Annotated in this window: 22 protein-coding genes; 12 read left to right on the top strand and 10 right to left on the bottom strand. The window is 48.6% G+C overall.

Annotated features, from left to right (window positions below; genetic code table 11):
* Positions 1–6: 6 nt before the first annotated feature.
* Genes EHO60_RS12860 through EHO60_RS12845 form a run of 4 tightly spaced genes read left to right on the top strand, consistent with a single transcriptional unit; the run spans position 7 to position 4,017 of the window.
* Positions 7–1,173 (top strand): SGNH/GDSL hydrolase family protein, encoded by a 1,167-nt coding sequence (locus EHO60_RS12860; RefSeq protein ID WP_135768606.1) that lies wholly within the window; start codon positions 7–9, stop codon positions 1,171–1,173.
* The gene (locus tag EHO60_RS12855; protein ID WP_135768605.1) at positions 1,170–2,570 is read left to right on the top strand and encodes an MBOAT family O-acyltransferase; all 1,401 of its coding nucleotides are present in this window, start codon (positions 1,170–1,172) and stop codon (positions 2,568–2,570) included. Before EHO60_RS12860 ends, EHO60_RS12855 begins: the two co-directional genes overlap by 4 nt.
* Before the next feature lie 8 nt (positions 2,571–2,578).
* On the top strand, positions 2,579–3,676 hold the full coding sequence (locus EHO60_RS12850) for a DUF1574 family protein (protein WP_135768604.1): 1,098 nt from the start codon (positions 2,579–2,581) through the stop codon (positions 3,674–3,676).
* Entirely contained in the window at positions 3,673–4,017 is a 345-nt protein-coding gene (locus EHO60_RS12845; protein WP_135768603.1) for a nucleotide pyrophosphohydrolase, read from the top strand. Before EHO60_RS12850 ends, EHO60_RS12845 begins: the two co-directional genes overlap by 4 nt.
* On the opposite strand, the gene EHO60_RS12840 is transcribed toward EHO60_RS12845, so the two are convergent.
* Together EHO60_RS12840 and EHO60_RS12835 are read right to left on the bottom strand one after the other, a co-directional pair.
* Positions 4,010–4,408, bottom strand: coding sequence for an ExbD/TolR family protein (locus EHO60_RS12840; RefSeq protein WP_135768602.1), 399 nt, complete (start codon positions 4,406–4,408; stop codon positions 4,010–4,012). The two genes, EHO60_RS12845 and EHO60_RS12840, sit on opposite strands and share 8 nt — an antisense overlap.
* A complete protein-coding gene (locus EHO60_RS12835) occupies positions 4,405–4,878 on the bottom strand; it encodes a MotA/TolQ/ExbB proton channel family protein (RefSeq protein WP_135768601.1) in 474 nt (157 codons plus the stop codon). The genes EHO60_RS12840 and EHO60_RS12835 overlap by 4 nt, the downstream gene beginning before the upstream one ends.
* Before the next feature lie 121 nt (positions 4,879–4,999).
* On the opposite strand from EHO60_RS12835, the gene EHO60_RS12830 reads away from it, so the two are divergent.
* Entirely contained in the window at positions 5,000–5,737 is a 738-nt protein-coding gene (locus tag EHO60_RS12830) for a ubiquinone/menaquinone biosynthesis methyltransferase (RefSeq protein WP_135768600.1), read from the top strand.
* Positions 5,738–6,275: 538 nt separating this feature from the next.
* Here the strand turns inward: EHO60_RS12830 and EHO60_RS17350 are convergent.
* A complete protein-coding gene (locus tag EHO60_RS17350; RefSeq protein WP_342775997.1) occupies positions 6,276–6,446 on the bottom strand; it encodes a hypothetical protein in 171 nt (56 codons plus the stop codon).
* Between the two features lie 13 nt (positions 6,447–6,459).
* On the opposite strand from EHO60_RS17350, the gene EHO60_RS17345 reads away from it, so the two are divergent.
* A complete protein-coding gene (locus tag EHO60_RS17345; protein WP_342775996.1) occupies positions 6,460–7,665 on the top strand; it encodes an LruC domain-containing protein in 1,206 nt (401 codons plus the stop codon).
* A 54-nt stretch (positions 7,666–7,719) separates the two neighbouring features.
* Positions 7,720–9,111, top strand: coding sequence for a PrsW family glutamic-type intramembrane protease (locus EHO60_RS12820; protein WP_246028305.1), 1,392 nt, complete (start codon positions 7,720–7,722; stop codon positions 9,109–9,111).
* A 36-nt stretch (positions 9,112–9,147) separates the two neighbouring features.
* On the opposite strand, the gene EHO60_RS12815 is transcribed toward EHO60_RS12820, so the two are convergent.
* The 7 genes from EHO60_RS12815 to EHO60_RS12785 all read right to left on the bottom strand — a co-directional run bounded on the left by EHO60_RS12815 (position 9,148) and on the right by EHO60_RS12785 (position 15,662).
* Positions 9,148–11,115: a hypothetical protein gene (locus EHO60_RS12815; protein ID WP_135768776.1), complete on the bottom strand. Its 1,968-nt coding sequence runs from the start codon at positions 11,113–11,115 to the stop codon at positions 9,148–9,150.
* A gap of 145 nt (positions 11,116–11,260) precedes the next feature.
* Positions 11,261–11,713, bottom strand: coding sequence for a TraR/DksA family transcriptional regulator (locus tag EHO60_RS12810; protein WP_135768597.1), 453 nt, complete (start codon positions 11,711–11,713; stop codon positions 11,261–11,263).
* An 11-nt stretch (positions 11,714–11,724) separates the two neighbouring features.
* Entirely contained in the window at positions 11,725–11,877 is a 153-nt protein-coding gene (rpmG, locus tag EHO60_RS12805) for a 50S ribosomal protein L33 (protein WP_135768596.1), read from the bottom strand.
* A 125-nt stretch (positions 11,878–12,002) separates the two neighbouring features.
* Entirely contained in the window at positions 12,003–12,968 is a 966-nt protein-coding gene (locus tag EHO60_RS12800; protein WP_135768595.1) for a bile acid:sodium symporter family protein, read from the bottom strand.
* A gap of 6 nt (positions 12,969–12,974) precedes the next feature.
* A complete protein-coding gene (locus EHO60_RS12795) occupies positions 12,975–14,120 on the bottom strand; it encodes an aminotransferase class V-fold PLP-dependent enzyme (RefSeq protein ID WP_135768594.1) in 1,146 nt (381 codons plus the stop codon).
* 96 nt (positions 14,121–14,216) lie between these two features.
* A complete protein-coding gene (locus EHO60_RS12790) occupies positions 14,217–14,963 on the bottom strand; it encodes a ferritin-like domain-containing protein (protein WP_135768593.1) in 747 nt (248 codons plus the stop codon).
* Positions 14,964–15,032: 69 nt separating this feature from the next.
* Positions 15,033–15,662 (bottom strand): lysoplasmalogenase, encoded by a 630-nt coding sequence (locus EHO60_RS12785; RefSeq protein WP_135768592.1) that lies wholly within the window; start codon positions 15,660–15,662, stop codon positions 15,033–15,035.
* Between the two features lie 103 nt (positions 15,663–15,765).
* Here EHO60_RS12785 and EHO60_RS12780 point away from each other — a divergent pair, with 103 nt between their 5' ends.
* From EHO60_RS12780 to EHO60_RS12760, 5 genes are all read left to right on the top strand, one after another.
* Complete coding sequence (locus EHO60_RS12780; protein WP_135768591.1) at positions 15,766–16,755, top strand: TerC/Alx family metal homeostasis membrane protein; 990 nt, start codon at positions 15,766–15,768, stop codon at positions 16,753–16,755.
* A gap of 77 nt (positions 16,756–16,832) precedes the next feature.
* Positions 16,833–18,719, top strand: coding sequence for a methylmalonyl-CoA mutase family protein (locus tag EHO60_RS12775; RefSeq protein WP_425460298.1), 1,887 nt, complete (start codon positions 16,833–16,835; stop codon positions 18,717–18,719).
* Positions 18,716–20,896, top strand: coding sequence for a methylmalonyl-CoA mutase (scpA, locus tag EHO60_RS12770; RefSeq protein ID WP_135768589.1), 2,181 nt, complete (start codon positions 18,716–18,718; stop codon positions 20,894–20,896). The genes EHO60_RS12775 and scpA overlap by 4 nt, the downstream gene beginning before the upstream one ends.
* Positions 20,893–21,936, top strand: a complete 1,044-nt coding sequence (gene meaB / locus EHO60_RS12765; RefSeq protein WP_425460302.1) for a methylmalonyl Co-A mutase-associated GTPase MeaB — start codon at positions 20,893–20,895, stop codon at positions 21,934–21,936. The genes scpA and meaB overlap by 4 nt, the downstream gene beginning before the upstream one ends.
* Positions 21,937–22,204: 268 nt before the next feature.
* Positions 22,205–22,606, top strand: a complete 402-nt coding sequence (locus tag EHO60_RS12760; protein ID WP_135768587.1) for an LIC20211 family lipoprotein — start codon at positions 22,205–22,207, stop codon at positions 22,604–22,606.
* Positions 22,607–22,617: the final 11 nt, after the last annotated feature.

Here is a 22,617-nt window from a genome sequence, read left to right as displayed (position 1 = left end):
GAAAAAATGAACCCGATGATAAGCCTAGTTCGAGACAGAAAATTCTGGATTCCAGTGCTCGTTCTAATATGTTTCGATCTCTGCCTTCAAGCGGGAGTCTATCGACCTTATCTTAAAAAAGGTTCCTTTGCCGCGAACGTAGTCAGAAATACCGAATACGTTTTGGAAAAAAAGGCGGTATTCGATCCGAGCGTGATCCTTCTCGGAACTTCCGTAGCTCACCAAGGACTATCTCTCAGAATCCTAAACGGCGCTCTTGAACCGTACGGAGAAAGAGTGCAATCCTTTGCGATGGAAGGAACGGAAATCATCGTGCAGGACGCTCTAGTGCAAAAACTATTGCCCCAATTTCCGAACGTACACACGGTGATCCATGTTCTGGAAGTATCCACACCCTGGCTCGACTTGCCGAATCTGGAGCTACATACGCTTTCTATGTTAAGCGAATTGGATAGGCCTCTCGCCCTCCGAAAAATCTACGATTTCGGATACAACGTGCATTATGACGATCTGGCCTTTTTGGCTTTTAAAAGCGTGGCTTACAGGCGGGACATGCGGGATTTCTTTTTGGACCCGTCCAAACGTCTGAAGGATATAGGCAGGAGAAGAAAAGAACAGAAGATCGATCCTTGGCCGTATGAAAACCCGAATCTCGCTCGAATCAGCATGTATCCAGCGGCAAAAGACGTGATCAGTTGTTTGGCTGCCACGAATCCGACGAACGGGGAACCCATTCCGGCAGGTTCGGATCATTTTCATAAAAAGGCGATTTGGGATACCTGCGTTCTAGCGGAGCGGACCCCTACTAGCGTGGGCAAAAACGCCGCCGTGGACAAATTCTTTGGGCGTCTACGGATCCTGTACGACGATATTCGCAGGATCGGAAAGCAGAACGGAAAAGAAATCAGGATCATTCCCGTTTTGGCTCCGTACAGCGATATCGTCAAAGCGTGGAGAACCCCCGAAAGAAATAAGATTTGGCAAGAAGAGCTGGAAAAGATACTCCCCGGAGCCAAGCTCCTGGATTACCAAGCCAGCCTCGACGGAACCGAAAACGGCGACTATTATTACGACCTGATCCATTTGAATCAATTAGGAATGATTCGATTTTCGGAAGCGATTGTCCGGGATCTGCCTGCCGAGTTGGGTCACAAAGAGAAACTAGCGAAATGATTTTTACCTCCACGTTATTCTTCCTGTTTTTTCTAGTCGTTTATTCGATTTATTGGAGCTGGAACGGGAGAAAATTCCGCGAATGGGTCCTCTTAATCGCGTCCTTGGCTTTTTACGCCTCTTGGAATCCTCCGTTCCTGCTCCATTTATTAGGGATCGTTTTTCTAAATTATCTTTTCCTAAAGCCGATCCAGAGGACGAAAAGCAAGAAACTCCTTGCGACAATCATCATTCTGGATCTGTTCAATCTTGCGCTGTTTAAGTATTTCTACTTCGTAACGGATAATCTTTTCTACGTCACAAAATGGTCCGTGTTCGACACTTCTACGATGCCCTTCCGAATCATCCTTCCGCTGGCCATCAGCTTTTATACGTTCCAAATCATGGCCTATGTCATAGATGCATACAAGGGGAAAGTGGAGGAGGATGTATCTTTCTTTCACTTTACGCTTTTTCTACTGTTTTTCCCGCAGTTGATCGCAGGACCGATCATGAGGGCACGGGATTTCTTTCCGCGGTTGGAACACCTTCGCATTCATAAGACGGCGATCTATACGGGATTGTTTCTCGTCGGGTTAGGAGCGAGCAAAAAGCTTCTCATCGCAGATAATCTCGGGGTGCTTATCGATCCCGTATTCGCCAGACCCAAGGACTACGGCGGACTTTCCCTTTTTCTCGCTTTAAACGGATTCGCGTGGCAAGTCTATTCCGACTTTTCCGGTTATACCGACGTGGCTCGCGGTTGCGCGCTTTTGTTCGGGTTCAATATTCCTAGAAATTTCCACTCCCCTTTTTTCAGCAAGAACGTGCACGAGCTTTGGAGGAGATGGCACATCACTCTAGGAACCTGGTTAAAGGATTACATCTACATCCCTCTCGGCGGGAATCGAATGTCTGAACTTCGGACAAATTTCAACCAAACCCTGACTTTCGCATTAGGCGGTTTGTGGCACGGAGCGAATTGGACTTATATCGCTTGGGGAGTTTCCCACGGACTTTTTTTGACCGTGGAAAGATTTTTGGAACGGAACAACATACGGATTCTTCCCGCAGAGGGAAAAATCTTCCAAGGAATCCGTATCTTCTGGACATACATTCTTTTCGTATTCGCGATCGCTTTTTTCCGCGCCTTCACGATCTCCGATTCTTTCTATTTTATAAAAAACGGATTCTTCGGCTTCAAACCGGAGAATAAGGAAACGTTCCTCTCCTTCGATCTTCTCCTACCGTTTCTTTTAGGTGGATTGTTATTCCACGCCTTGGAGGAACCGAAGAGGTACCCGATGTGGTTCCATAGAAATCGCGGCAAACTGCTCCTCGCTTTCCTACTGCTAGGTGCCTTGTTCTTCGGAAACTATGCGGGCAAGGGACAAGAATTCATTTATTTCGCTTTTTAGGATGGAATATGGGAACCGTAGACGCAAAATTTCCGATTCTTAGCCGCAAAATTCTTTGGATTCCGTTAGGAATCGCCGCACTCGCCATTTTCTGGGACCGTTTGCTCTCCTCGGAATGGGTCCGCCCTTACACGGAATCAGGAGCGGAATATTACTTTTATGAAATGAAAGGCCGGATCCTGGACACGATGAAACGGGAAACGGATTCCAAATCTCCGGGAGAAAAGGTACTCACATTTTTCGGGACTTCCCACATGGGCGAAATTTCCCTGACGGAGATCCATCGGGAAAATCCGGATTTGATCGTTTATAATCTTTCCGCTCCGTCCGCGCCCTATTCCTTCCATAACTATACTCTGGAAAGACTCATCGATCGGAAGGTCCCTTTGGACTATGCGATCTTGGAATATTATCCGGATTCCGCGACGGACTTTGCCAATCGATTCGCCCTCCGTTATTCCTATGATTCCCCGTATTTCCTGGAACACTGGAACGTCTTTTCTACGAACGACTGGGATACGTTTTTAAAAAGCAGGGTCTTCCGGACGTCCGTCTTTCCCCCCAGATTTAAGGAGGCCTTGTCTAGGCTCAAACATCCCGAAGAGCTCGCCTATCTCATGGCGATCCGGAGCAAACTAAAGGACGAATCGGATCGCTTCAAGGGAGGAATTCCGAACGCCCTATTGGCCAATACTCCCGAAGACAAACTGGATTCCGAATCCGAGCGGATTTATCGGGATACGTACCGAAATTTCAGACGATCGGATGTACAGGTGGCTTTTCTAAAGGAATTCATAAGAAGAGCTTCCGCAAAAGGAATCAAAGTGGTATTGTGGTCCCCTCTCTTGTATTCCAAATTGACGGAAAAAGTCAGACAAGCATCCTTTTACGCGAACTGGGCGAAACTCCGGGAAGAGCTGGTCGCGGAATTTCCGGAAACGTTGGTTTTGGATCTGGAAGAATTTCGAAATCGGGTCGGATGCCAGAAATTCATCGACCCTCATCATTTGAGCGGAGGATGTTTCGAGGAACCCACCAAAATACTGATTTCGTTTTTGGAAGAAAAGGCGGGCCTGAACAAATCTAGGGGATCTAAAACGCGGTGACTTTTGACGAAGCGCAACAATCGGTCGACGAATGGATCCGTACGATCGGAGTCCGTTATTTTTCCGAACTTACCAACCTAGCATTATTGATGGAAGAAGTCGGAGAATTTTCCCGATTGGTAGCACGGAAGTACGGGGACCAGTCCTTCAAAAAAGGAGAAGACCCGGAAGGAATCCCGAAAGAACTCGGAGACATCCTGTTCGTGTTGATCTGCTTAGCCAATCAAATGGGAATTTCTCTCGAGGACGCGTTCCATAAAACCTTGGAGAAAAACACGAACCGAGATAAGGAAAGACACAAGAAGAATCCCAAGTTGGGCGGTTCCGAATCCTCTACTTAGGTTTCCGGACGGCGAGTTCCAAGGAACCGACTCCGGCCTTTCTCAGCAAATCCAAGCTTCTTACCGCCACTCCGTAACCGGCATTTTCGTCGGCAAAGAAACGGACTTCCTTGCCACGTAATTCTTCGGCAGCCAGCCTACTTTCCAAGGTCGACCGATCCAGTTCCGAACCGTTCCAACGGAAGGAACCATCCGGCAAAAGAACGATTTCGATCCTTTCCCCTTTCGGATCTTCCCCGTTACCTACGGAAGGTAAATTCAGCGGAATGGATCGGATCTCTTTCCGAAAGCTCACCGATAACATTACGAAAATCAAAAGAATGAAAACCACGTCGATGAAGCTGGTGAGGTCGAAAGATTCCTCGTCTTCGCGGAGAACCGATCTTTTCATTCGCTTCCGGTCGGAGGGATTTTGGACCAAGAAAGTGTTTCCCTTTCCAAACCCAGAATCCTATTTTTCAGGAACTGAAATGCCCATAAGGAAGGAATCGCTACCGACAATCCGAAAATCGTAGTTACCAAAGCCAAACGAATCCCGCCGGCAAACGCATCCAAGCTGACGGTTCCGGCTGCTTGCAAGGAAGAAAAGGCCTCCGAAATTCCTAGGACGGTTCCGAGTAGTCCCAGCATGGTAGCGATTCCCGCCAGATGGCGGATCCACACCAATCTCGTTTCCAAGAGAAACAATTTTGCCGAAACCTTCTCTTCCCAAATCTCGGAATCTATGTCGGAGCGGAACTCCTGTAACAGCTCTTTTTTGAATTTAGGCACGCTCGTAATCACGTGAAAAAAAGTGCCTAAATTCCAAACGGAAAGCATCCCGATCAAAGTCGATACCCAATCCCAACCACTTGCGAACATACGATCCGAGGTCCCTCTCCTTTCTCTTTTACAGGATTTGGAAAGTGATGGGACCTGTCGATCGAACAAGCGATCCGAATCCCTCTTGCCAAAGAGACTTTTCAAAAAAAATCTGAAGAAAATGACCGGATTCCGAATGCCTTCGGCGGAGACCAAGGCCGCTTTCGTAAAAAAAAACTTCGATCGAATCGCATCCAAGTACGATCGTTTCAACGACTGGAACAGCTTTTATCTGCATAGACTTTGGAAGAATCGATTGGTCAGAGAAATCGAATCTAAAACGAAGGAGAACATTGCTGTCCTGGACTTATGTTGCGGAACCGGCGATATCTCCGTCAGGCTGGAACAATCCGGAAAAGTCCGAGAATTGCTCTGTATCGATTTTTCCGAAAAAATGCTGGATGTCGCGAGACATAGGTTGGAAGTCCCCGTCCGAAACGGTCGCGTTACGATCCGTGTCGGAGATGCGACAAAATTAACCTCGGTCCCGTCCGAAAGTTTGGACGCGGTGAGCGTAGGATTCGGCCTCCGCAATGTAGACGACCTGGATTCGGCCCTTTCGGAAATCCATCGGGTTCTGAAGCCCGGCGGAGTCTTCGCGAATTTGGATGTGGGCAAAGTCAAAAATCCTTTTGTCCGAAGAGTCGCGGACTTTTACTTCTTTCGCATCGTTCCGGTGTTGGGTTATCTCCTGTGGGGAGGTAAAAACGAAATGTTCGATTATTTGCCCGTCTCTTCCCTCACCTATCCGGATCAGGAATCCCTTAAGGAACAACTCCAAGCCCACGGTTTTACGGAAGTAGAATATACCAATTTTGTATTCGGAAACGCGACCCTACATACCGCCAAAAAAAACTAATCCTTTTGTAGTACCTGGCAGAAACCCTACGTCTTTTAGTTAGAAGCATCAAACATAGGGTTCCTTTTATGAATGTTATAAAAATCGTTTTGCCGGTTTTACTAGTCTTAATCTTCGGAAATTGTTCCGGGGGAAAGAAAAACGGCTTATTATTACCATTCCTAGCTCTTCTCAATAATCCGGGGACTTCCTCCGCCTCGGGATCGACGGGCAGTACTGCAGGAAATACCGGCAGTTCTGGAGTTGTATTTGTTTCCGGGGATGGCTCCGGAAATCCTTCCACTTCTACGAGCGTTTCTACGACTACCGGATCTGGCAGCACTGCGGGAAATTCGAACTCCGCAGGCAGTTCTTCCGGAAACGCAGTCTCGGCTGGAAATTCCGGGAACTCCGGAGATTCTAGCTCTTCAGGGAATTCGAACACCTCTGGAAGTTCCGGTTCCTCCGGGAATTCAAATTCTTCCGGGAATTCAAATTCTGACGGAAATTCAAATGTTTCCGGAAACGTAAACAGCTCCAATCAATCCGGAAATTCGGATCATTCCGGAAACACGGCAGGGGGAGATTCGTCTTCTTCCGGCTCATCCTCTTCAGGGAACTCCAACTCCGGAAGCAACCAAAACGGCAACGGAGGGTCTGGAACTCCTACTTCCGCAGTCGTCGTAGTGGACGACCCGAAGGGAAATCCTTCGTTCAATTTCAATACCACTCAATCGATTCCGATGAACTTAACGATCTTGGATAAGGGATCCAAACCCGTGGCCGGGGCTTCCGTTTTGATCTACGACGAGCAAAACAATCTGTTGTTCCAGGGAGTGGCCGACTCCTCCGGTAAACTAACGGGAACCTTGACTGCGCCCACCTCCGTGGGAAGCATCACGATAGACGTCACGATCGGAGGACAGTCCATCTCCCAATACGTACAATTGGATAAAGTGCTCGCAATCAACAGAACGATCCGTTATCAAATCGATTTACCGGACAAAAAGGTTGCCGACTCGGACGGAGACGGAGTCGCCGACGACACCGACATCTACCCGAACGACAAGGATCGCTGTACCGAATTATCCTATCCCAACGAAGGAGTATATACTCTGGCTTTTGAGGACCTCTATCCTTCCGCAGGAGATGCGGACTTGAACGACTACGTGGTTCAGTTGAAAAACCAGGAAGATCTAAACTCGGCCGGCAAGATCGTGCGTCTTCGGGGAAAATACCAGCACGTAGCCAGAGGAGCAGGATACCGCCACAAATTGATGTTAAAACTTCCGGTTCGGGTAGGCGCAACCGTCACGTATCGTAGGGAAGACGGCAACGGAAAAGAAAAGGTGGCGAAAAATTCCACGAAAGTTACCGCCGACCAGTTGAACGCCGGGATAGAACTTCTTCCCGATTCCAGCTCTACTTTGGACGGACAGAATGCAAACCCCGGAGAAGTATTTAAACCGGGACATGTCGCGACCGTGGAAATCGTATTCGATACGCCTGTGTCCAGAGCTTCCTTAGGATCCTTTCCTTATGATACGTTCGCCCACGTGATCAGCACCAATAAGGATATCCACTTTCCAGGCCTGTACAAAAACGGGGACGGATCCGATTCTTATCTGGATTCCTCCGGTTTCCCCTGGGCCATCCTGGTTCCGGGAAACTGGAAATACCCTTATGAAAAACAGGACATTCGCAATCCGTCCCAAACCGGATATTCGGAATTCTCTCAATGGGTAGCTTCCAAAGGTGGAGATCATAAACTTTGGTACCAGCATGTCAGCAACGAAGCGAAAGTGTTTCCGGTTTCCGATTCTTCCGACTTTCTAGGGTATCTGCTCTTGTCGGTTCGGAAATTCGCGATCTTATACGCGGCCGGACTGTTAGGCATCGGAGGAATCGCTCTGTATTTTCTTAGGAAGAAACAGATAAGAATCGCTTAAGAATTTCCTTCGATTTACGAAACGGGTAGGCATCGTCCGATACTAGTGGGGGCGATGCCTTTTTTTGTACCGATGAACGTTTCGATAGATCTGCTCAAACCTTTAACCGCGGTGGCGGCTGCCTGGTTCTATTGGTACTTCTATAAGCGCACCTATTATTCCGGCCAAGGGAAGCTCGTCTCCACCATCGCTTTTTTTTCCGGAATGGTGGCGACCGGAATCGCCTTGGTTTGGGAAGCGTTCGTATTCGATTTCTTTAAGGACCTAGGTCCCTTTTTACAGGCCTTCCTTCTGGGGGCCCTTCCGGAAGAAAGCGCGAAAGCCCTCTTAGCGATATGGTATCTCCGGAAAACGAAGAACAGCTCCAACCTAGCCGACGGATTGTATTTCGGACTTACCTTAGGCGCGTCTTTCGGCTGTATAGAAAACGTCTTCTATTCCTTTAAGCTGGAATTTTGGCCCGGATTGCTTAGAGCCGGGACCTCCTTGCCTTTGCATGCGTTTACCGGCGGAATCTTGGGGTTTTTTCTTTTACGGAATTTTCAAATCAGAAAAGCTTCATTGTCCGGATTGGAGGCTGTTTCCGCGTTCTTAGGAGCCGTTCTGCTTCACACATTCTACAACAGACTTTTAGCGGGCGGCGAGACCGGAATCTTATGGATCCCCCTCCTTCTCGGCGCAACCCTGCTGGTCCTGGAATTTCTGATCGCGCAGGCCGAAGTCTCCCTACCATTCGAGTTAATGCAGGCGGGGGGGCTGTTCCTAGATGACTACTCCATGATCCAGAAATTTACTCGGTACGATTCCTGGCTGAGAAAAACGCAGAATTTCGAACGGGTGGAAACGGTTCGCTTATTCAGAAGCCTTTTTTCTCCGGGAAGGACTTTGATCGCCATTCTTCTTTTCGGCGTTCCCCTTTTTTGCTTAAACTTCTATCTCTTTGCGCCTCACTTGATTCCTTTCTATCTGGTGAATATAGATTTTCTACAATTCATCGCACTCTTCATGGAATATCCTGCCTGGCTAGGAATTTTATTTCTCTTCCGCGGGTTCATCAATCCGGCGTTCTTTCAGGAAAGAATCCTGAAAGTTCCGCTCTTCCTCTCCGTAACCCTCGGACCTCCCGACAAGGAAGAACCTACCCTGGCCTATTCTCTTTCCAGAAGAGGATTCTATTCTCCTCTCACGCAAGAGCCTATCCTAGAAAAGGATACCGAAGTCTCGTTTTACATTGCGGGAAAAAATTTTCCGGCGATCCGAGCCGTCCCGGTTTGGAAGAACTTCCGCCAGGACGATCCGAACCACGAAGGTGGAGCGCTATTTCGATTTCCGGAAATCCCATGGTCCCTAGTCGCTTGGAGATGGCTGGTTCGAACCCGGCAACAGGTCCGCAATTTGCTCGACGCAATTCTCTCGCTTCGAGTTTCCGTAAAACGGAATTCCTGAAGGAGAGAAAATTCCTTCTCCGGCATCCGAAAGGAATCAGCGAATCCTGTTTAGTCCGTCGAAATCTTCCGTAGAAATCAGGAATTCGGAAGGGCCCGCTTCGAACCAGGACATCCGCAAGATCTTTCCCGTCAAAACCTTGGCTCCGGAAGGAACCGTAAGGGAAATCGCATTGGAAACGTTAGGCAAGGGAGTACTTCTGGATTGTAGCTCGATTCCTTTTTCGTCCGAAAACACCCACTTCAGATAAACCGGTTTCCCCGGCTTAGGATCGATCGGAAGCAGGACTCTTAGATTCACCGCATTCTTATCTCCGATGACCCAAGAAGTTCCGGAGCGGAAAGAATGGACTCGCACTCCGTTCTTAGAAACGTTCTTTTCCTTTGCGGAAAGCTGGAAGGTCTTCCTTTCTTCGTAGCGGAATTCAGGCCCTTGTGCAAGTCCGGAAAGACGAACCAACGTTTTCATCGCGATTCCGATTCCGAAAACGAGACAAACCAAATTGAAGACCGGAATGATCCACCATTTCGGGAACGTTCTTGTGGAAGCGCCGGAAGAACCCAGGATATAAAAGAGAAGAAATGCCAGACTCCCGGCGGCCCCGACCCACGGTAGAAAAAAGAAAACCGGAAAGACGAGAAGAAGCAGAGTCCAATAGGTTCCTCTGGAAAAGGACTCAAAACCGATCCAAACGAAGAACAATAAAAAGAAGGTCACGCCGCCTTCGTTTAACAAAAATACCGGGGAACTAAGGGAAAAATCCTGTTGCCCCAACGCGGGAACGGATCCCTTCGGTCCCAATTCGATCCATCTGAGGGCGAAGCTACCGAAGCCGTGTCCGAAAAAAGGAGCCTCCTTCCACCAATTCCAGGCGGACAAGGTTTGGATCCAGCCGTCCCGCCAGGACAATTCGAGAAATTTAGAGATCCCCTTGCCTTTCCCCCAGGCCTGGGCCCAATGATCGTGAAAGAGATGCCACGCGGTAGGAGACCATTCCTGACCTCCCAGAAAATACATTCCGACAAAGAGTCCGACGGAAACGAGAAGCACAGCAGGTAAAAAAGCGAATTTCCAGATCCGACTTCTGATCCCGCCTTGGTAGGAAAGCCCGGTGCAAACAATCGATTGGAGCATGGTCAGGATCCAAAATCCGGGCCCCTGGAACCTCCCCGCGATCGCCATGGGCAGCAAAATCGCAGAGGTCAAAACGATCCGAGTAATGATCCTCCAGTTTCTGCTGTGGACGAAGTATAGAAAATAGCCGGCTAAAATCGGCATCGCGATCCCGAACGCTGCCGCATCGGAAAAGAATCCGGAAACACCGAATGTAAGCGCGTTCCCCGAACTAAACGGAAAATCCGTTTCAGGAAAAATCGCCTGCAGCATTCCAAGAATCAGACTTCCCGTAAAGCCGGCTAGAATTCCGGTCCTCCATTGTTTTACCGGAGGATCCGTATCGTGAGAACTGGTTTCTTCCGCCAAAAAATAAAGAAGAGCGGAAAGCCATGCACCCAGCCCGTCCAAGGTAAGAGCGAACGCGTATTTAGAGGAGATCCCGGGAGCGAATTCCGTATCCTGCAAAATGCCTTCCGTAAAAGGAGTAATTCCGAAATAAGCAAGCAATCTTTCCAAGACCAGGAATAAGAGAGCGACTAAAAGACCCGCCTTCGGATTCTTAGTGAACTCCAAGGAATTCTTATACGGTCGATTGATATAAAAGTACCTGAGTAACGGATCTTCCTCGTTGGAAGAATGCCCGTAAAAAGTGGAAACGTATTGGCGCAGGAAAACTCCCAGCGTTGCCCCCGCAAACAAGGCGGAAAGAGAAAGGGTTCCGTTTACGGACGCCAAAAGAAGTCCGGGAGAAAGAAGTGCAAATGTGGCCGTAAAAATTCGGCCAGATTTTCTATGATGAAGGTTCGGTAAAAGCCCGGCGATAAATTGGAGCCAGGCTACCCCGAAGCTTGTGTCCGGATTTCGGACCAGAAGAGTCCAGCGAAGCAGGAAATAAGAAAGGAAAACACTTAAGATCAGTGTTAAAAACGTAGGGGTTCGAAGCGGCCTCAAACGGGCGAATATGCTTGGCACAAAATGGAAATGCTCCCGGAAAATCAGGAGATTTCAATCTAAAAATAAGAAAAGGAAATTCTCAGTCGTCCAGAGAATCCAAGTCGGTGGGAATTTTATATGTTCCTGTTAGAGTGGGAGAAAGGGGGCTTTTTTTGCCCGAAGCACGGTGCTTAGAAACCGCTTCGGCGTATTCCACCGTATAGCGCGTCCAGGGGATGGCTTTCAAACGGGCCAAGGGAATCTTTTTGCCAGTACCTTCGCAGATTCCGTACGTGCCGTCTTCGATTTTTTCTAGTGCGGCATCGATTTCCCGGATCGTGTCGATCTCGGACTCCGTGAGAACGGAACTCAGCATTTCCTCGTTGATTTCGGAGGCAATGTCGGCGATGTCCCCCATTTCTTTTAAGCCGGAAGGTTTACTATTGTCTTCCCACTTGGCATACTTTTCCAATAGAGAATTTTTTCTCTCTATCAGTAATTCCTGTAATTCAGCCAGGACCTTCTTATCGTATGCCTGTTTTTTTGCGACCATCGCCTACTCGATTAAACTTTGGATTCCTTATGTTCGACGTGCGCTCTGCAGAATTTACAGAATTTTTTTGTAACCAATTTCTCGGATTTCGCCTTTTTATTCTTGGTCTGGAAATAAGCGTTCTTCTTACATACCTGGCAAGAAAGTTTAATGATCTCTCTCATGGCGGATTTCTCTGTTCAAAAATTAACCTATTTCTCCGGGCGGAACGGTTTTTCTACCCTAAGGGCTAAAAATCCGAGACGTCCGGTAGGTTGCATATGCTATAAAAAAAAAATGAGCCGAAAAATCAAGGAAGATCGCTAGGAAGTTCTGAAATTTCCTTCTCGGAAACCCTAGGAATTTTTCTCCAGATGGCGGCCAAAACGCTTCCGATCACGGAGTGAATCAAACTGGAAAGCGCCGCTGGAATCGCAACCAAAGGATCGGAGAAATTGTTTTTTGCCAAAACCACCCCCAAACCGCTATTTTGCATTCCGACTTCGATAGACACCGTTCGGGAAACGATCTCCGACCCGGTTCCCCATTTTGCCAGCCAGTAGCCGAAAAAATATCCCGACGCATGTAGTAAAAAAACCGCAGACAAAAGGGGAAATCCTGATTGAAGGACCGCGTTCCTTCCCGCGCCCAAGATGGATGCGACGATCAGAGTGATCAGGAGAACCGCGACAAGGGGGGAAATCACTTTGATTTTAGCGGCGAATCTAGGCGTAAACCGGTTCAATAAGATTCCGAGAGTGACCGGGAAAATGACCACCTCGAATGTATTCAAGAAAAGTCCCAAGGAGTTCGCCTCGATTCGGTTTCCTGCTAATAACAAAGTTAAAGTAGGAGTCAAAATCACGGAAAGAAGCGTGGAAAGAGCGGTCATCGAAACCGAAAGTGCCAGGTCTCCTTTAGCCAAAAAGGAGATTACATTGGATGCGACTCCCCCGGGGCAGCAGGAAACCAAGATCAGACCGGTCGCTAAGGGAGACGGAAGATCCAATAGGTTCGCAATCCCCCATCCGGATAAGGGCATGATCGTATATTGGCCAACAACACCTAGGATCACAGGCCGAGGTGTCTCGAACACCCTTTTGAAATCTTCCGGCACCAAAGTGATCCCCATTCCGAGCATGGTGAGCCCGAGACTGTACGTAATCCATGGGCCCGTGAACCAGACAAACCAAGTCGGCCGGATCCAACTCAAAGATACCCCGAGGATGACCCAAAGGGGAAAAAGGTAGGTTGCCCGTTCTAGAAATTTCGTCAAAAGATGCTACCCTTCCAGGAGATCCAACACTCTATCCAATTGCTCTTTGGAAATATAAATATGAGGGGAAAACCGTACTCTTCCCAAACGAAGAGCACACATGATCCCTTTCTTTTTCAGTTCGTTTACCGTATCTTCCGAGGAGACTCCCGGTTTTTCCGCCACGACGATTCCCGTCTTGAAATCCGGAAAATGATCCGAGGCAAGTTTCCAGCCGGCCTCCCGGAGTCCGTCCGACAAATAATCCGCGAGTTCATAAATCCTCTCCATGGAATTGTGGAATCCTATCCCGCTCAACATCTCCAACGTGGACTGAAAATAAACCCAGTCGATAAAATTGGCCGTCGAAATCTCGTATCGGTCGGTTCCTTTTAGTTCTTCGCGGTACGGAAGATACGCTTCGTCATTGATCACAGATCCCGTGCCCTTGAACGGAAAACGGAGAGTATTCAGTTTTTCCTTGGCCACATAAAGCACACCTAAGCCCAAGGGTCCCAACAACCATTTCCATGCGGGAAACGCCATGTAGGAAATCTTCATCTCCTTGGGACGGATCGGCAACAACCCCACTCCCTGAGCTCCGTCCAAAACGAACTCGATTCCTTTGGAATCCAAAAATGCACCGATTTCCTCCAGAGGAAAGGGCATGCCCGTACACCAATGGACTGCGGAAAGGCTCACCAATCTCGTCCTAGCAGTGACGGAATTCTTCAGATTCTCCAGAAATCCCTCGGGAGTTTCCGACATGGGAACGAAAGAAATTTCCACTCCTTTCTCTTTCCAATGTTCCCAAGGATAGATATTGGAAGGATATTCGTTTTCCAAAAGTAGGATCTGGTCCCCCTCCTGCAAAGAGAGACCTAAGGAAAGGAAATTCATCCCTTCGTTGGTATGATGAATCAGGCTCAATTCCTCGGGAGAACATCCCAATAAATCCGCGAGGATGGAACGAATCGCTCGTTTTACCGTCGCGTAACGTCTTACATTCGTCTGACCGCCGTGAGCCGCATATCCCCGGAGATATTCTTCCACCCAATGGATCGTTTCCGTATTGCATGGCGTGGTGCCGCAATTATTCAGCCAGATCATTTCCCGATTTACGGGATAGAGAGCTTGGATTTGGTACCAATCCGGAGAGCCGTTCGTTTTCATCTTGGGTCCAGATTGAGAGAGGTGTGCGGGAGGAAAAACCCTTTTTTAAAACGGAGTCGGGAAAGATTCCCGGCTCCGCTTCCTAGTTCCGTCGTTCTAACGTTTTTTCTTTGCGGCAGCTTTCTTCTTGGGAGAAGCTTTTTTTGCGACCGTCTTTTTCTTTGCCGCCGGAGCGGATTTCTTTTTGGCCGAAGGCTTTTTAGGTGCGGCTTTTTTAGAAGCTTTCTTTGCGGCGCCTTTTTTCTGTCCGACGGATTTAACGGACTTCGTTCCCTTTACCGGCTGGTCCACCGCCTTTGCCACTTCCTCGGCTTGCTCGTCCCAAAAAAAGGCGCCCCGTCCCGAATGAGTCTGATCCAGAGCGTTCAATTCCGCTTCGAGAAGGGATTGGTAGTTCTGGCTATATTCCATCAACTTAGTAAACAAAAGTTTGATATTCGGATCCGAGAATTTGGTGGTCAACTTCTCGTAGAAAGCCACCGAGTTTTCCGCCTCTCGGATAGCCAGTTCCAGCGCCTCGTGAGCGTCTCTGGAACCCGAACCGGTGATGGTGCGCTCCACCTTGTTCATTAATTTCTGAATCGTAGTCTGATGGAATTTATGGATGGCCGTAAGTTGCTTTAGGTTCGGCAATTCGGCTCCTTCCGCATCTTCGTAGATTTCCGTGATGAATTTGATATGATCGTCCACTTCTTCCGCGAGTTTTTCGAACAACTCCCTTGTGCGACCTGGCGGGAGTTTTTCGTACGTATCCATATAAAACTCGAAGTAGTCCTTCTCGTGCTGGATCGCGGCCGCAACGGCTTCGAGGAAAGTAGTTTCTTTAAGGGGTTTGATACTCATCTGTTTACTCCGGTTGCTAATTCTAGAAAAAATTTCGGAAGCATTCAATACTAATTTTTCGATTTCGGATCAGCTTTCTTCTTCCGTGGAAACGTAAATTAAAAACTGGGCGAGATAATAGGTGCTCATGATCCAAGCTCCGTGAGAAGGCAGACGGATTTCCGTAAAACGTCCTAAAGCGATGAGAGAGTCCGAGAGAATGAAAAATATCGCTCCGGCGATCCCCAACCAAAGATCGAACTTTTCGCAGGCTCGGGAGGCGGCCCGCCAACCCATAGCAACGATCGCTATAATATAAATCGCTACGGGAATTCGTAACGCTTCCGGAACGGAGGGAAAAAGCCAGTAGGAAAACCCTCCGCCAAAAACCAGAAAAGGGAGAAGCCGGATCAATTGGACGGGGTTTCCGACGGAAAATCCCCAGGCATAAGAAAGTTGAGCGAGTAAAAAACTTCCCAGACCGAAAACGAAATACTCCGGAGGGAAACCTAAAATCGCATCACCGATCGCGGAAAATACGAGTCCACAACCGATCCACATCCCGCTTCTACCTTGCCAACGAGCGTCGGCACTAAAATCCCAGACCAATACGAGAATCGGAAGAATTTTGGATCCGAGATGCAAAAGGAAAAGATCAGGCCATTGGTTCGCGACGAATAAGTGAAAGAGGCAAAGAATCGGATATACGATATAGATCATTTTACCTCCGTGCGGAAAAAAGAAAGACGGGATTTGGGATTGTCTTCCCAATCTCAGGTTGGAACCTGTCTTTCATCCACACTTTTCAGGTTCGGACTCTGCGATGCTCTCTTTTAGCCCAAAAGATTCTACACTTTTTCTGATTTTCGGCGCGATCGTCGGTCTTTTAATTTATCTGGATTTATTCGTATTCAACAAGCGCGCACACAAACCTTCCCTTCGGGAATCCGCAATCTGGACTCTGTTCTGGGTTTCTCTGGCGCTGACCTTCTCTCTTTTGATTTACGTTTTCCACTTGGACTCCGCAAATCCGGGACTAGCGCAACAAAAGACTTTGGAATTTCTGGCCGGGTATCTTTTGGAATATTCCCTTTCCGTGGACAACCTTTTCGTTTTCATCATGATCTTCGCGAAATTTCGAATCCAACAGCAGTACCAACCGATGATTCTAAAATGGGGAATCATGGGTGCGCTTCTGTTCCGGGGAGCGATGATTTTTTCCGGGGCGGAACTGGTTTCGAGATTCGAATGGATCTTGTATTTCTTCGGGATCCTACTCTTGTACTCCGCCTGGAAAATGTATTCCCATGATGAAGATGAGGATTTCGATCCGGAAGAAATGAAATTGTTGAAAGTCGCCAAAAAATTTCTTCCTATGACTTCTTCCCCTCATCCGGAAAAATTCCTAGTGACCGAGCACGGAAAGAAACTCTTCACTTCCACCTTTTTGGTTCTCTTAGTAGTGGAGTTCAGCGATATATTGTTCGCAGTAGATTCGATTCCCGCGATTTTCTCCATCACCCAGGACAGTTTCGTCATCTATACTTCCAACGTATTTGCGATACTTGGCTTACGATCCTTGTTCTTTCTCTTAGGTGGGGTCATGGAATTATTCGTACATCTCAAAAAAGGGGTCTCGTTACTTCTAGCGTTCGTAGGGATCAAGCTCCTGCTTCCGCTCTTCTCCAAGTGGGCGTTCGGACGGGAAATACACGTTTCGATAGAGGTTTCCCTTTTCGTAATCGTGGGCACCTTAACTCTTGCCGTTTTGCTTTCCCTTCCTCATTATCTATCCACGAAAAAAGGGACCTGAAACGGCTTTTTTAGACTTTACATGAAGGATTTCACTAATTCCCTAGAAGGAGAATCTTTTCTGAAAAAGAAGAGAATATGAAAATGTCCGAAAAACTCTTTAGCGAATTTCCCCCGGTTTCAACGGAAGATTGGAAGAATCAGATTCTAAAGGATCTGAAAGGAGCCGATTTCGAAAAAAAGCTCGTGTGGGAAACGGGAGAGGGCTTCAAAGTCCAACCGTTTTATAGAAAAGAAAATTTGGCGGATCTGGATTGGTCCGTGCAAAACCTTCCCGGAACTTTTCCTTATACTCGTTCCACCCGGAAACTGACCAACGAATGGAACATCCGCCAGGATATAGATTCTCCGGATTTATCTACCGCGAAAAAATTAGCGGCGGAAAGCGTGTCCAACGGAGTCGATTCCATCGGATTCGTCATCGAAAACTCCACTTCCGGTAGAAGAGGAATTCCTCTGAAGAGAAAGGAAGATTTGGAATTCTTATTGGAGGAACTTCCCTTCCAAGACGTTACCTTGCATTTCGTCGCGGAAGAAACTTCTCCCTTGATCCACAAATGGTTGCCGAAAATCAAACCCCTGGTTGGAGGACTCGGTTACGACCCGCTTCGGATCCTATCTCGTCATGGCCATTCGGGTGGACATGGAATCCAAGCGCTCAAACCGATTTTGGAAGAGTATGCCGCGACCTGGCCGAATTTCAGAGGCCTTACGATCCATTCCTCCACGTTCCGGGATAGCGGCTCCGAAATCGTAGAGGAACTCGCATTCACTCTGGCTCTCGGATCCGAATATCTCTTTCTACTCTCGGAAGCGGGGTTAAAACCGGAGACAGTGAATTCCCAGATGATCCTGCAGTTCGTCGTAGGACCGGATTACTTCTTGGAGATCGCCAAGTTCCGAGCAGCGAGAACTCTTTGGTCCCGGATTTTCCAAGCCTATTCTTCCGACTCCGGAGAGACATCGCTTCCTTTTCTCTCTGCGGAAACGGCGAAGTACAATTACGGAGTCTACGACGTTTACAATAACATGCTTCGTGCGACTACAGAAGCCATGGCCGCCGCCATCGGAGGTGCGGAAGTGATCAGTGTTCTTCCCTTCGATCACCTTCTCCAGCCTGCGGATTCCTTTTCTTTACGGATCGCGAGAAACGTACAGCTTTTGATGAGGCACGAATCCCATCTTGGAAAGGTCGTGGATCCTGCCTCGGGTTCCTACTATCTGGAAAAATTGACCGATTCGATCGCGGACGAAGCCTGGAAAATCTTCTGCGAAATCGAAGCGGAGGGCGGATTTCTCGCGTCTTTACAATCCGGGAAAATCCAGGAAAGGATTTCGAATTCCCGGAAAAGAAAGGAAGAAAATTACGCTACTAGAAAAGAAATCTCTCTTGGAACAACCCAATACCCGAACGTTCAGGACAAGATCGCAAGCGGGAAACTGAACAAATCCTTTTTTATGGGTTCCGTGGAACCCAAGCCGGGAGAATGGACCTGCACTGCGATTCCCGAATATTTCGTCGGAGATGCCGTCGAAACCATACGACTTCGCACGGAGGAATGGGAAAAGAAAAACGGAAGAAGTTCCAAAATTCTCCTCCTCCCGGTAGGAGACCTGAAAATGAAAAAGGCTCGTGCCATCTTTGCCCTGAACTTTTTAGGATGCGGGGGATTCAACGTAATCGATCCGGGAAGCTACGAGACTGTGGAAGACGTGAAGGAAGGAATCCGAAAGGAGAAACCGGACGCCCTAGTATTTTGTTCCTCCGACGAAGAAGTTCTGAAATGGGCCCAGGAAATCCTTTCCGGTTCGGACGGAAAAAGCGGGCCGATCCCACTCGTCGCCGGGCTTCCGAAAGATTCCAAATCCGATTTGGAAGCCTTGGGCGTGCAGGGCTTTCTACACATCCTATCCAATCTACTCGACACTTTGACCGATCTCCAAAAAAGGTTAGGAATCCAATGAAGCGACCCGTATTCGATTCTTCTCTCAAGCATTCCTATCGGAAGGAAAATGTAGAGGATTGGTCCAAAGAAGCTCTAGACGAACTGGGTCTTTCCGATCTGAAATCCGCCTTTTGGCAAACTCCGGAAAAAATCCCGGTCAAACCGGTCTATCTGCCGGAAGATGCAAAATCCCTGGATCACCTGGAATATGCCGCAGGAATTCCTCCTTTTTTAAGAGGACCATATTCCACGATGTACACCCAACAGCCTTGGACAATCCGCCAGTATGCTGGCTTTTCCACAGCAGAGGAATCCAACGCATTCTATAGAAGAAACCTCGCAGCAGGACAGAAAGGTCTTTCCGTCGCGTTCGACTTGGCGACGCACAGGGGCTACGATTCGGACCACGAAAGAGTCGTGGGCGATGTGGGGAAAGCCGGAGTGGCGATCGACTCCGTCCTGGACATGAAGGTTCTATTCGACCAAATCCCTTTGGACCAGATGTCCGTTTCCATGACGATGAACGGCGCAGTGATTCCCACTTTGGCCTTTTATATCGTGGCCGCGGAGGAACAAGGAGTCAAACCGGAACTCCTTTCCGGAACGATCCAAAACGACATTCTCAAAGAATTCATGGTGCGGAATACGTACATTTATCCCCCCGCTCCATCGATGAGGATCATCGCGGATATTTTTCAGTACACCACGAAGTACATGCCGAAATTCAATTCCATCTCGATTTCGGGCTACCACATGCAGGAAGCCGGGGCAACAGCCGATTTGGAATTGGCCTACACTCTCGCCGACGGATTGGAATATCTCAGAACCGGCATCAAAGCCGGGATGGACGTGGACAGTTTTGCGCCTCGCCTTTCTTTTTTTTGGGCGATCGGAATGAACCATTTTATGGAGATCGCAAAAATGCGGGCGGGTCGTCTGCTTTGGGCCAAGATCGTAAAAGGGTTCCAGCCCAAAAACAGTAAGTCTTTAGCGCTCCGTACCCATTGTCAGACTTCCGGTTGGAGCCTAACCGAGCAGGATCCGTTCAACAACGTGGCCAGAACCTGTATAGAAGCATTGGCCGCAGCTCTGGGTCACACGCAATCCCTGCACACGAACGCTTTAGACGAAGCCATCGCGTTACCCACGGATTTTTCCGCCAGGATCGCAAGGAACACTCAGATCTATCTCCAGGAAGAGACGAATATCCATAGGGTCGTGGATCCGTGGGGAGGTTCTTTTTATGTCGAGGCTCTCACGAACGATCTGACACACCGCGCATGGGAACTCATTCAAGAAGTGGAAAAGCTAGGCGGAATCGCCAAAGCGATCGAGACGGGAATCCCTAAAATGAGGATAGAGGAAGCCGCGGCGAGAAAACAGGCTCGGATCGATTCCGGGCGGGACGTGATCGTAGGAATCAATCGTTATCGCCCGAACCAGGAAAAGCCTTTAGAAATATTAGATATAGATAATACTGTCGTCCGGGAATCCCAGATCAGGAAACTGAACGAACTCAAGAAAAACAGGGATTCTGCCGCGGTTCAATCCGCCCTAGACGCGATCACGAAATGCGCGGGAGGAGAGCCCGGCAACCTCCTGGAGTTGGCCGTAGACGCCGCGCGCAAAAGAGCCACTCTGGGAGAGATTTCGTTCGCGATGGAAAAAGTCTTCGGCCGCTACAAAGCCGTGACTCATTCCATCACAGGAGTGTATTCGGAGGAGATTATGGACGACCCCGACTTCAAAAAGGCCAAGGAACTCTCCGAACGATTCGCCAAGTTGGAAGGTAGAAGGCCCAGAATCATGGTCGCAAAAATGGGACAAGACGGGCATGATAGAGGGGCAAAAGTCATTTCCACAAGTTTTGCCGACATGGGTTTCGACGTCGATATAGGTCCCCTCTTCCAAACCCCTGCCGAAGCCGCCAAGCAAGCCGTGGAAAACGACGTGCACGTCCTCGGAGTTTCCAGCCTAGCTGCCGGACACAAAACCCTGGTTCCGCAAGTGATCCAGGAATTAAAACGCCTAGGAAGGGAAGATATTCTAGTCATCGCCGGCGGAGTCATCCCGCAACAAGATTACGATTTCCTGTACAAAGCGGGAGTGAACGGGATCTTCGGACCTGGAACGAAAATTTCGAAAGCAGGAGTGGACATCCTGGAACTTCTCATCAAGGCGACCGAGAGCGTCTGAAATCCGTGTCGGAACCGGCCAAAAACGAAGGGCGCTTTCTGAGAGGAAGCGGACCGCGGAAAGTCCTGCCGAGCGCGGAAACCTTCGTTCAAGGAATTCTCAATGGAGACCGGGTTTTACTCAGCCGCGCGATCACTTTGGTGGAAAGTACTTTGCCCGCACACCAGGATCTCGCGGAACAAGTGATCGAACAATGCCTTCCTCATTCCGGCAAAAGTATCCGGATCGGAATCACCGGAATTCCGGGCGTAGGAAAGAGTACGTTCATAGAATCCTTCGGAAACCTACTCATCCAAAACGGAAGGCGATTGGCTGTCTTAACCGTGGACCCGACTTCCCAAATTTCCAAGGGTTCCATTCTAGGTGACAAAACCAGAATGGAGACCCTTTCCCGAAAAGAAGAAGCGTTCATACGTCCTAGTCCGTCGGGAGAATCCCTAGGCGGAGTGGCGCGCAAAACGAGAGAAACCGTTTTTCTCTGCGAAGCCGCCGGCTACGATACGATTTTAATTGAAACCGTAGGAGTGGGCCAATCCGAAACGGCGGTACATTCCATGACGGATCTTTTCCTGCTACTTCTCATCGCCGGAGCGGGAGACGAACTGCAAGGAATCAAACGAGGAATCATGGAAATGGCCGATCTGATCGCCATTACGAAAGCGGACGGGGAAAACGCTTCCCACGCGGAACGAGCCAAGGCGGAAACTCTTTCGGCGATCCATTTTCTCCCTCCGCACGAATCCGGAGTTCCTACGAACGTATTGGCCTGCTCCGCATTAACAGGAAAGGGAATTTCCGAGCTTTGGAAGGAAATTCTGGAATACGTGGAAACCGTTACTTCCAACGGTTATTTCCGGAAGAATAGAAAAGAACAGGCCAAGTATTGGCTGCATGAATCCGTGCAATCCTTGCTCGTGGAGGACTTCCGAGAAAAGACGGGAACGAGATATTCCGAGGCGGAACAAAAGGTGACGGAAGGCGGAATCAGTTCGCTGAAAGCGGCAAGAAATCTGCTCGATCTTTATCGAAAGGGAAAATAAATAAAATTATAATTTTATAATATATCTTCCGTCCCGAGAACCCGGAATTGCGATAGACATCGTTCGTCTGATAGTTTCCGCTCGAAAAATAATTTAATGTTTAACCGTTTTACGCGAATAAAAAGCTTTGTCTCGGACCCTTCCGGGAAATTTTTTCTTGGAAAATATTTCTTCCCGGGCCGTTTAGACGAATGAGAAAAATTGGAACCTAGACGGGTTCCGGCTTTTCATAGACCCGGGTCGGTTGTTTCTAAGGATGCCAAAACGAATGTCTTTTCCGTCTTTCAAGGCGATCATTTTATCACTTTTTCTCGGAATTCTCTACTCCTGCGCGACGGCAAGCGCGGGCCTTTCCACAAGCACAGTGCCTATGGCGGATAAAAAGTATACCGTCCTCGGGCCTGTGGAAGGAAGGAAGTATTGGGTTACGTTCGATATCGCGATCATAGGCATCCCTTTAAAAACCCCTCCCATCGACGCTTTACTAGAGGAGCTCCAAAAAGAAAAAGAAGCGGACGCTCTTATCAATCTACGTTATTGGACGGACAAATTCATAATCGGCTTTTTAACGGTGAATCGGTTGCACATTTCGGCGGAAGCTGTTCGCTTCGATGCGACTCCGATCGCTCCGATTCCGAATACGACGGAACCGAAACGAAGAGGACGTTGATTTCTCTTTTT

Source organism: Leptospira fletcheri (assembly GCF_004769195.1).
GTDB classification, from domain to species: Bacteria; Spirochaetota; Leptospiria; order Leptospirales; family Leptospiraceae; genus Leptospira_B; species Leptospira_B fletcheri.
This window is presented reverse-complemented; position numbering and strand designations above follow the sequence as displayed.

Coding starts and splice junctions, on each gene's coding strand:
- EHO60_RS12860 (WP_135768606.1), top strand. CDS start 7: ATGAACCCGATGATAAGCCTAGTTCGAGACAGAAAATTCTGGATTCCA.
- EHO60_RS12855 (WP_135768605.1), top strand. CDS start 1,170: ATGATTTTTACCTCCACGTTATTCTTCCTGTTTTTTCTAGTCGTTTAT.
- EHO60_RS12850 (WP_135768604.1), top strand. CDS start 2,579: ATGGGAACCGTAGACGCAAAATTTCCGATTCTTAGCCGCAAAATTCTT.
- EHO60_RS12840 (WP_135768602.1), bottom strand. CDS start 4,408: ATGAAAAGATCGGTTCTCCGCGAAGACGAGGAATCTTTCGACCTCACC.
- EHO60_RS12835 (WP_135768601.1), bottom strand. CDS start 4,878: ATGTTCGCAAGTGGTTGGGATTGGGTATCGACTTTGATCGGGATGCTT.
- EHO60_RS12830 (WP_135768600.1), top strand. CDS start 5,000: ATGACCGGATTCCGAATGCCTTCGGCGGAGACCAAGGCCGCTTTCGTA.
- EHO60_RS17345 (WP_342775996.1), top strand. CDS start 6,460: ATGAACTTAACGATCTTGGATAAGGGATCCAAACCCGTGGCCGGGGCT.
- EHO60_RS12820 (WP_246028305.1), top strand. CDS start 7,720: ATGCCTTTTTTTGTACCGATGAACGTTTCGATAGATCTGCTCAAACCT.
- EHO60_RS12810 (WP_135768597.1), bottom strand. CDS start 11,713: ATGGTCGCAAAAAAACAGGCATACGATAAGAAGGTCCTGGCTGAATTA.
- rpmG (WP_135768596.1), bottom strand. CDS start 11,877: ATGAGAGAGATCATTAAACTTTCTTGCCAGGTATGTAAGAAGAACGCT.
- EHO60_RS12795 (WP_135768594.1), bottom strand. CDS start 14,120: ATGAAAACGAACGGCTCTCCGGATTGGTACCAAATCCAAGCTCTCTAT.
- EHO60_RS12790 (WP_135768593.1), bottom strand. CDS start 14,963: ATGAGTATCAAACCCCTTAAAGAAACTACTTTCCTCGAAGCCGTTGCG.
- EHO60_RS12785 (WP_135768592.1), bottom strand. CDS start 15,662: ATGATCTATATCGTATATCCGATTCTTTGCCTCTTTCACTTATTCGTC.
- EHO60_RS12780 (WP_135768591.1), top strand. CDS start 15,766: ATGCTCTCTTTTAGCCCAAAAGATTCTACACTTTTTCTGATTTTCGGC.
- EHO60_RS12775 (WP_425460298.1), top strand. CDS start 16,833: ATGAAAATGTCCGAAAAACTCTTTAGCGAATTTCCCCCGGTTTCAACG.
- scpA (WP_135768589.1), top strand. CDS start 18,716: ATGAAGCGACCCGTATTCGATTCTTCTCTCAAGCATTCCTATCGGAAG.
- EHO60_RS12760 (WP_135768587.1), top strand. CDS start 22,205: ATGTCTTTTCCGTCTTTCAAGGCGATCATTTTATCACTTTTTCTCGGA.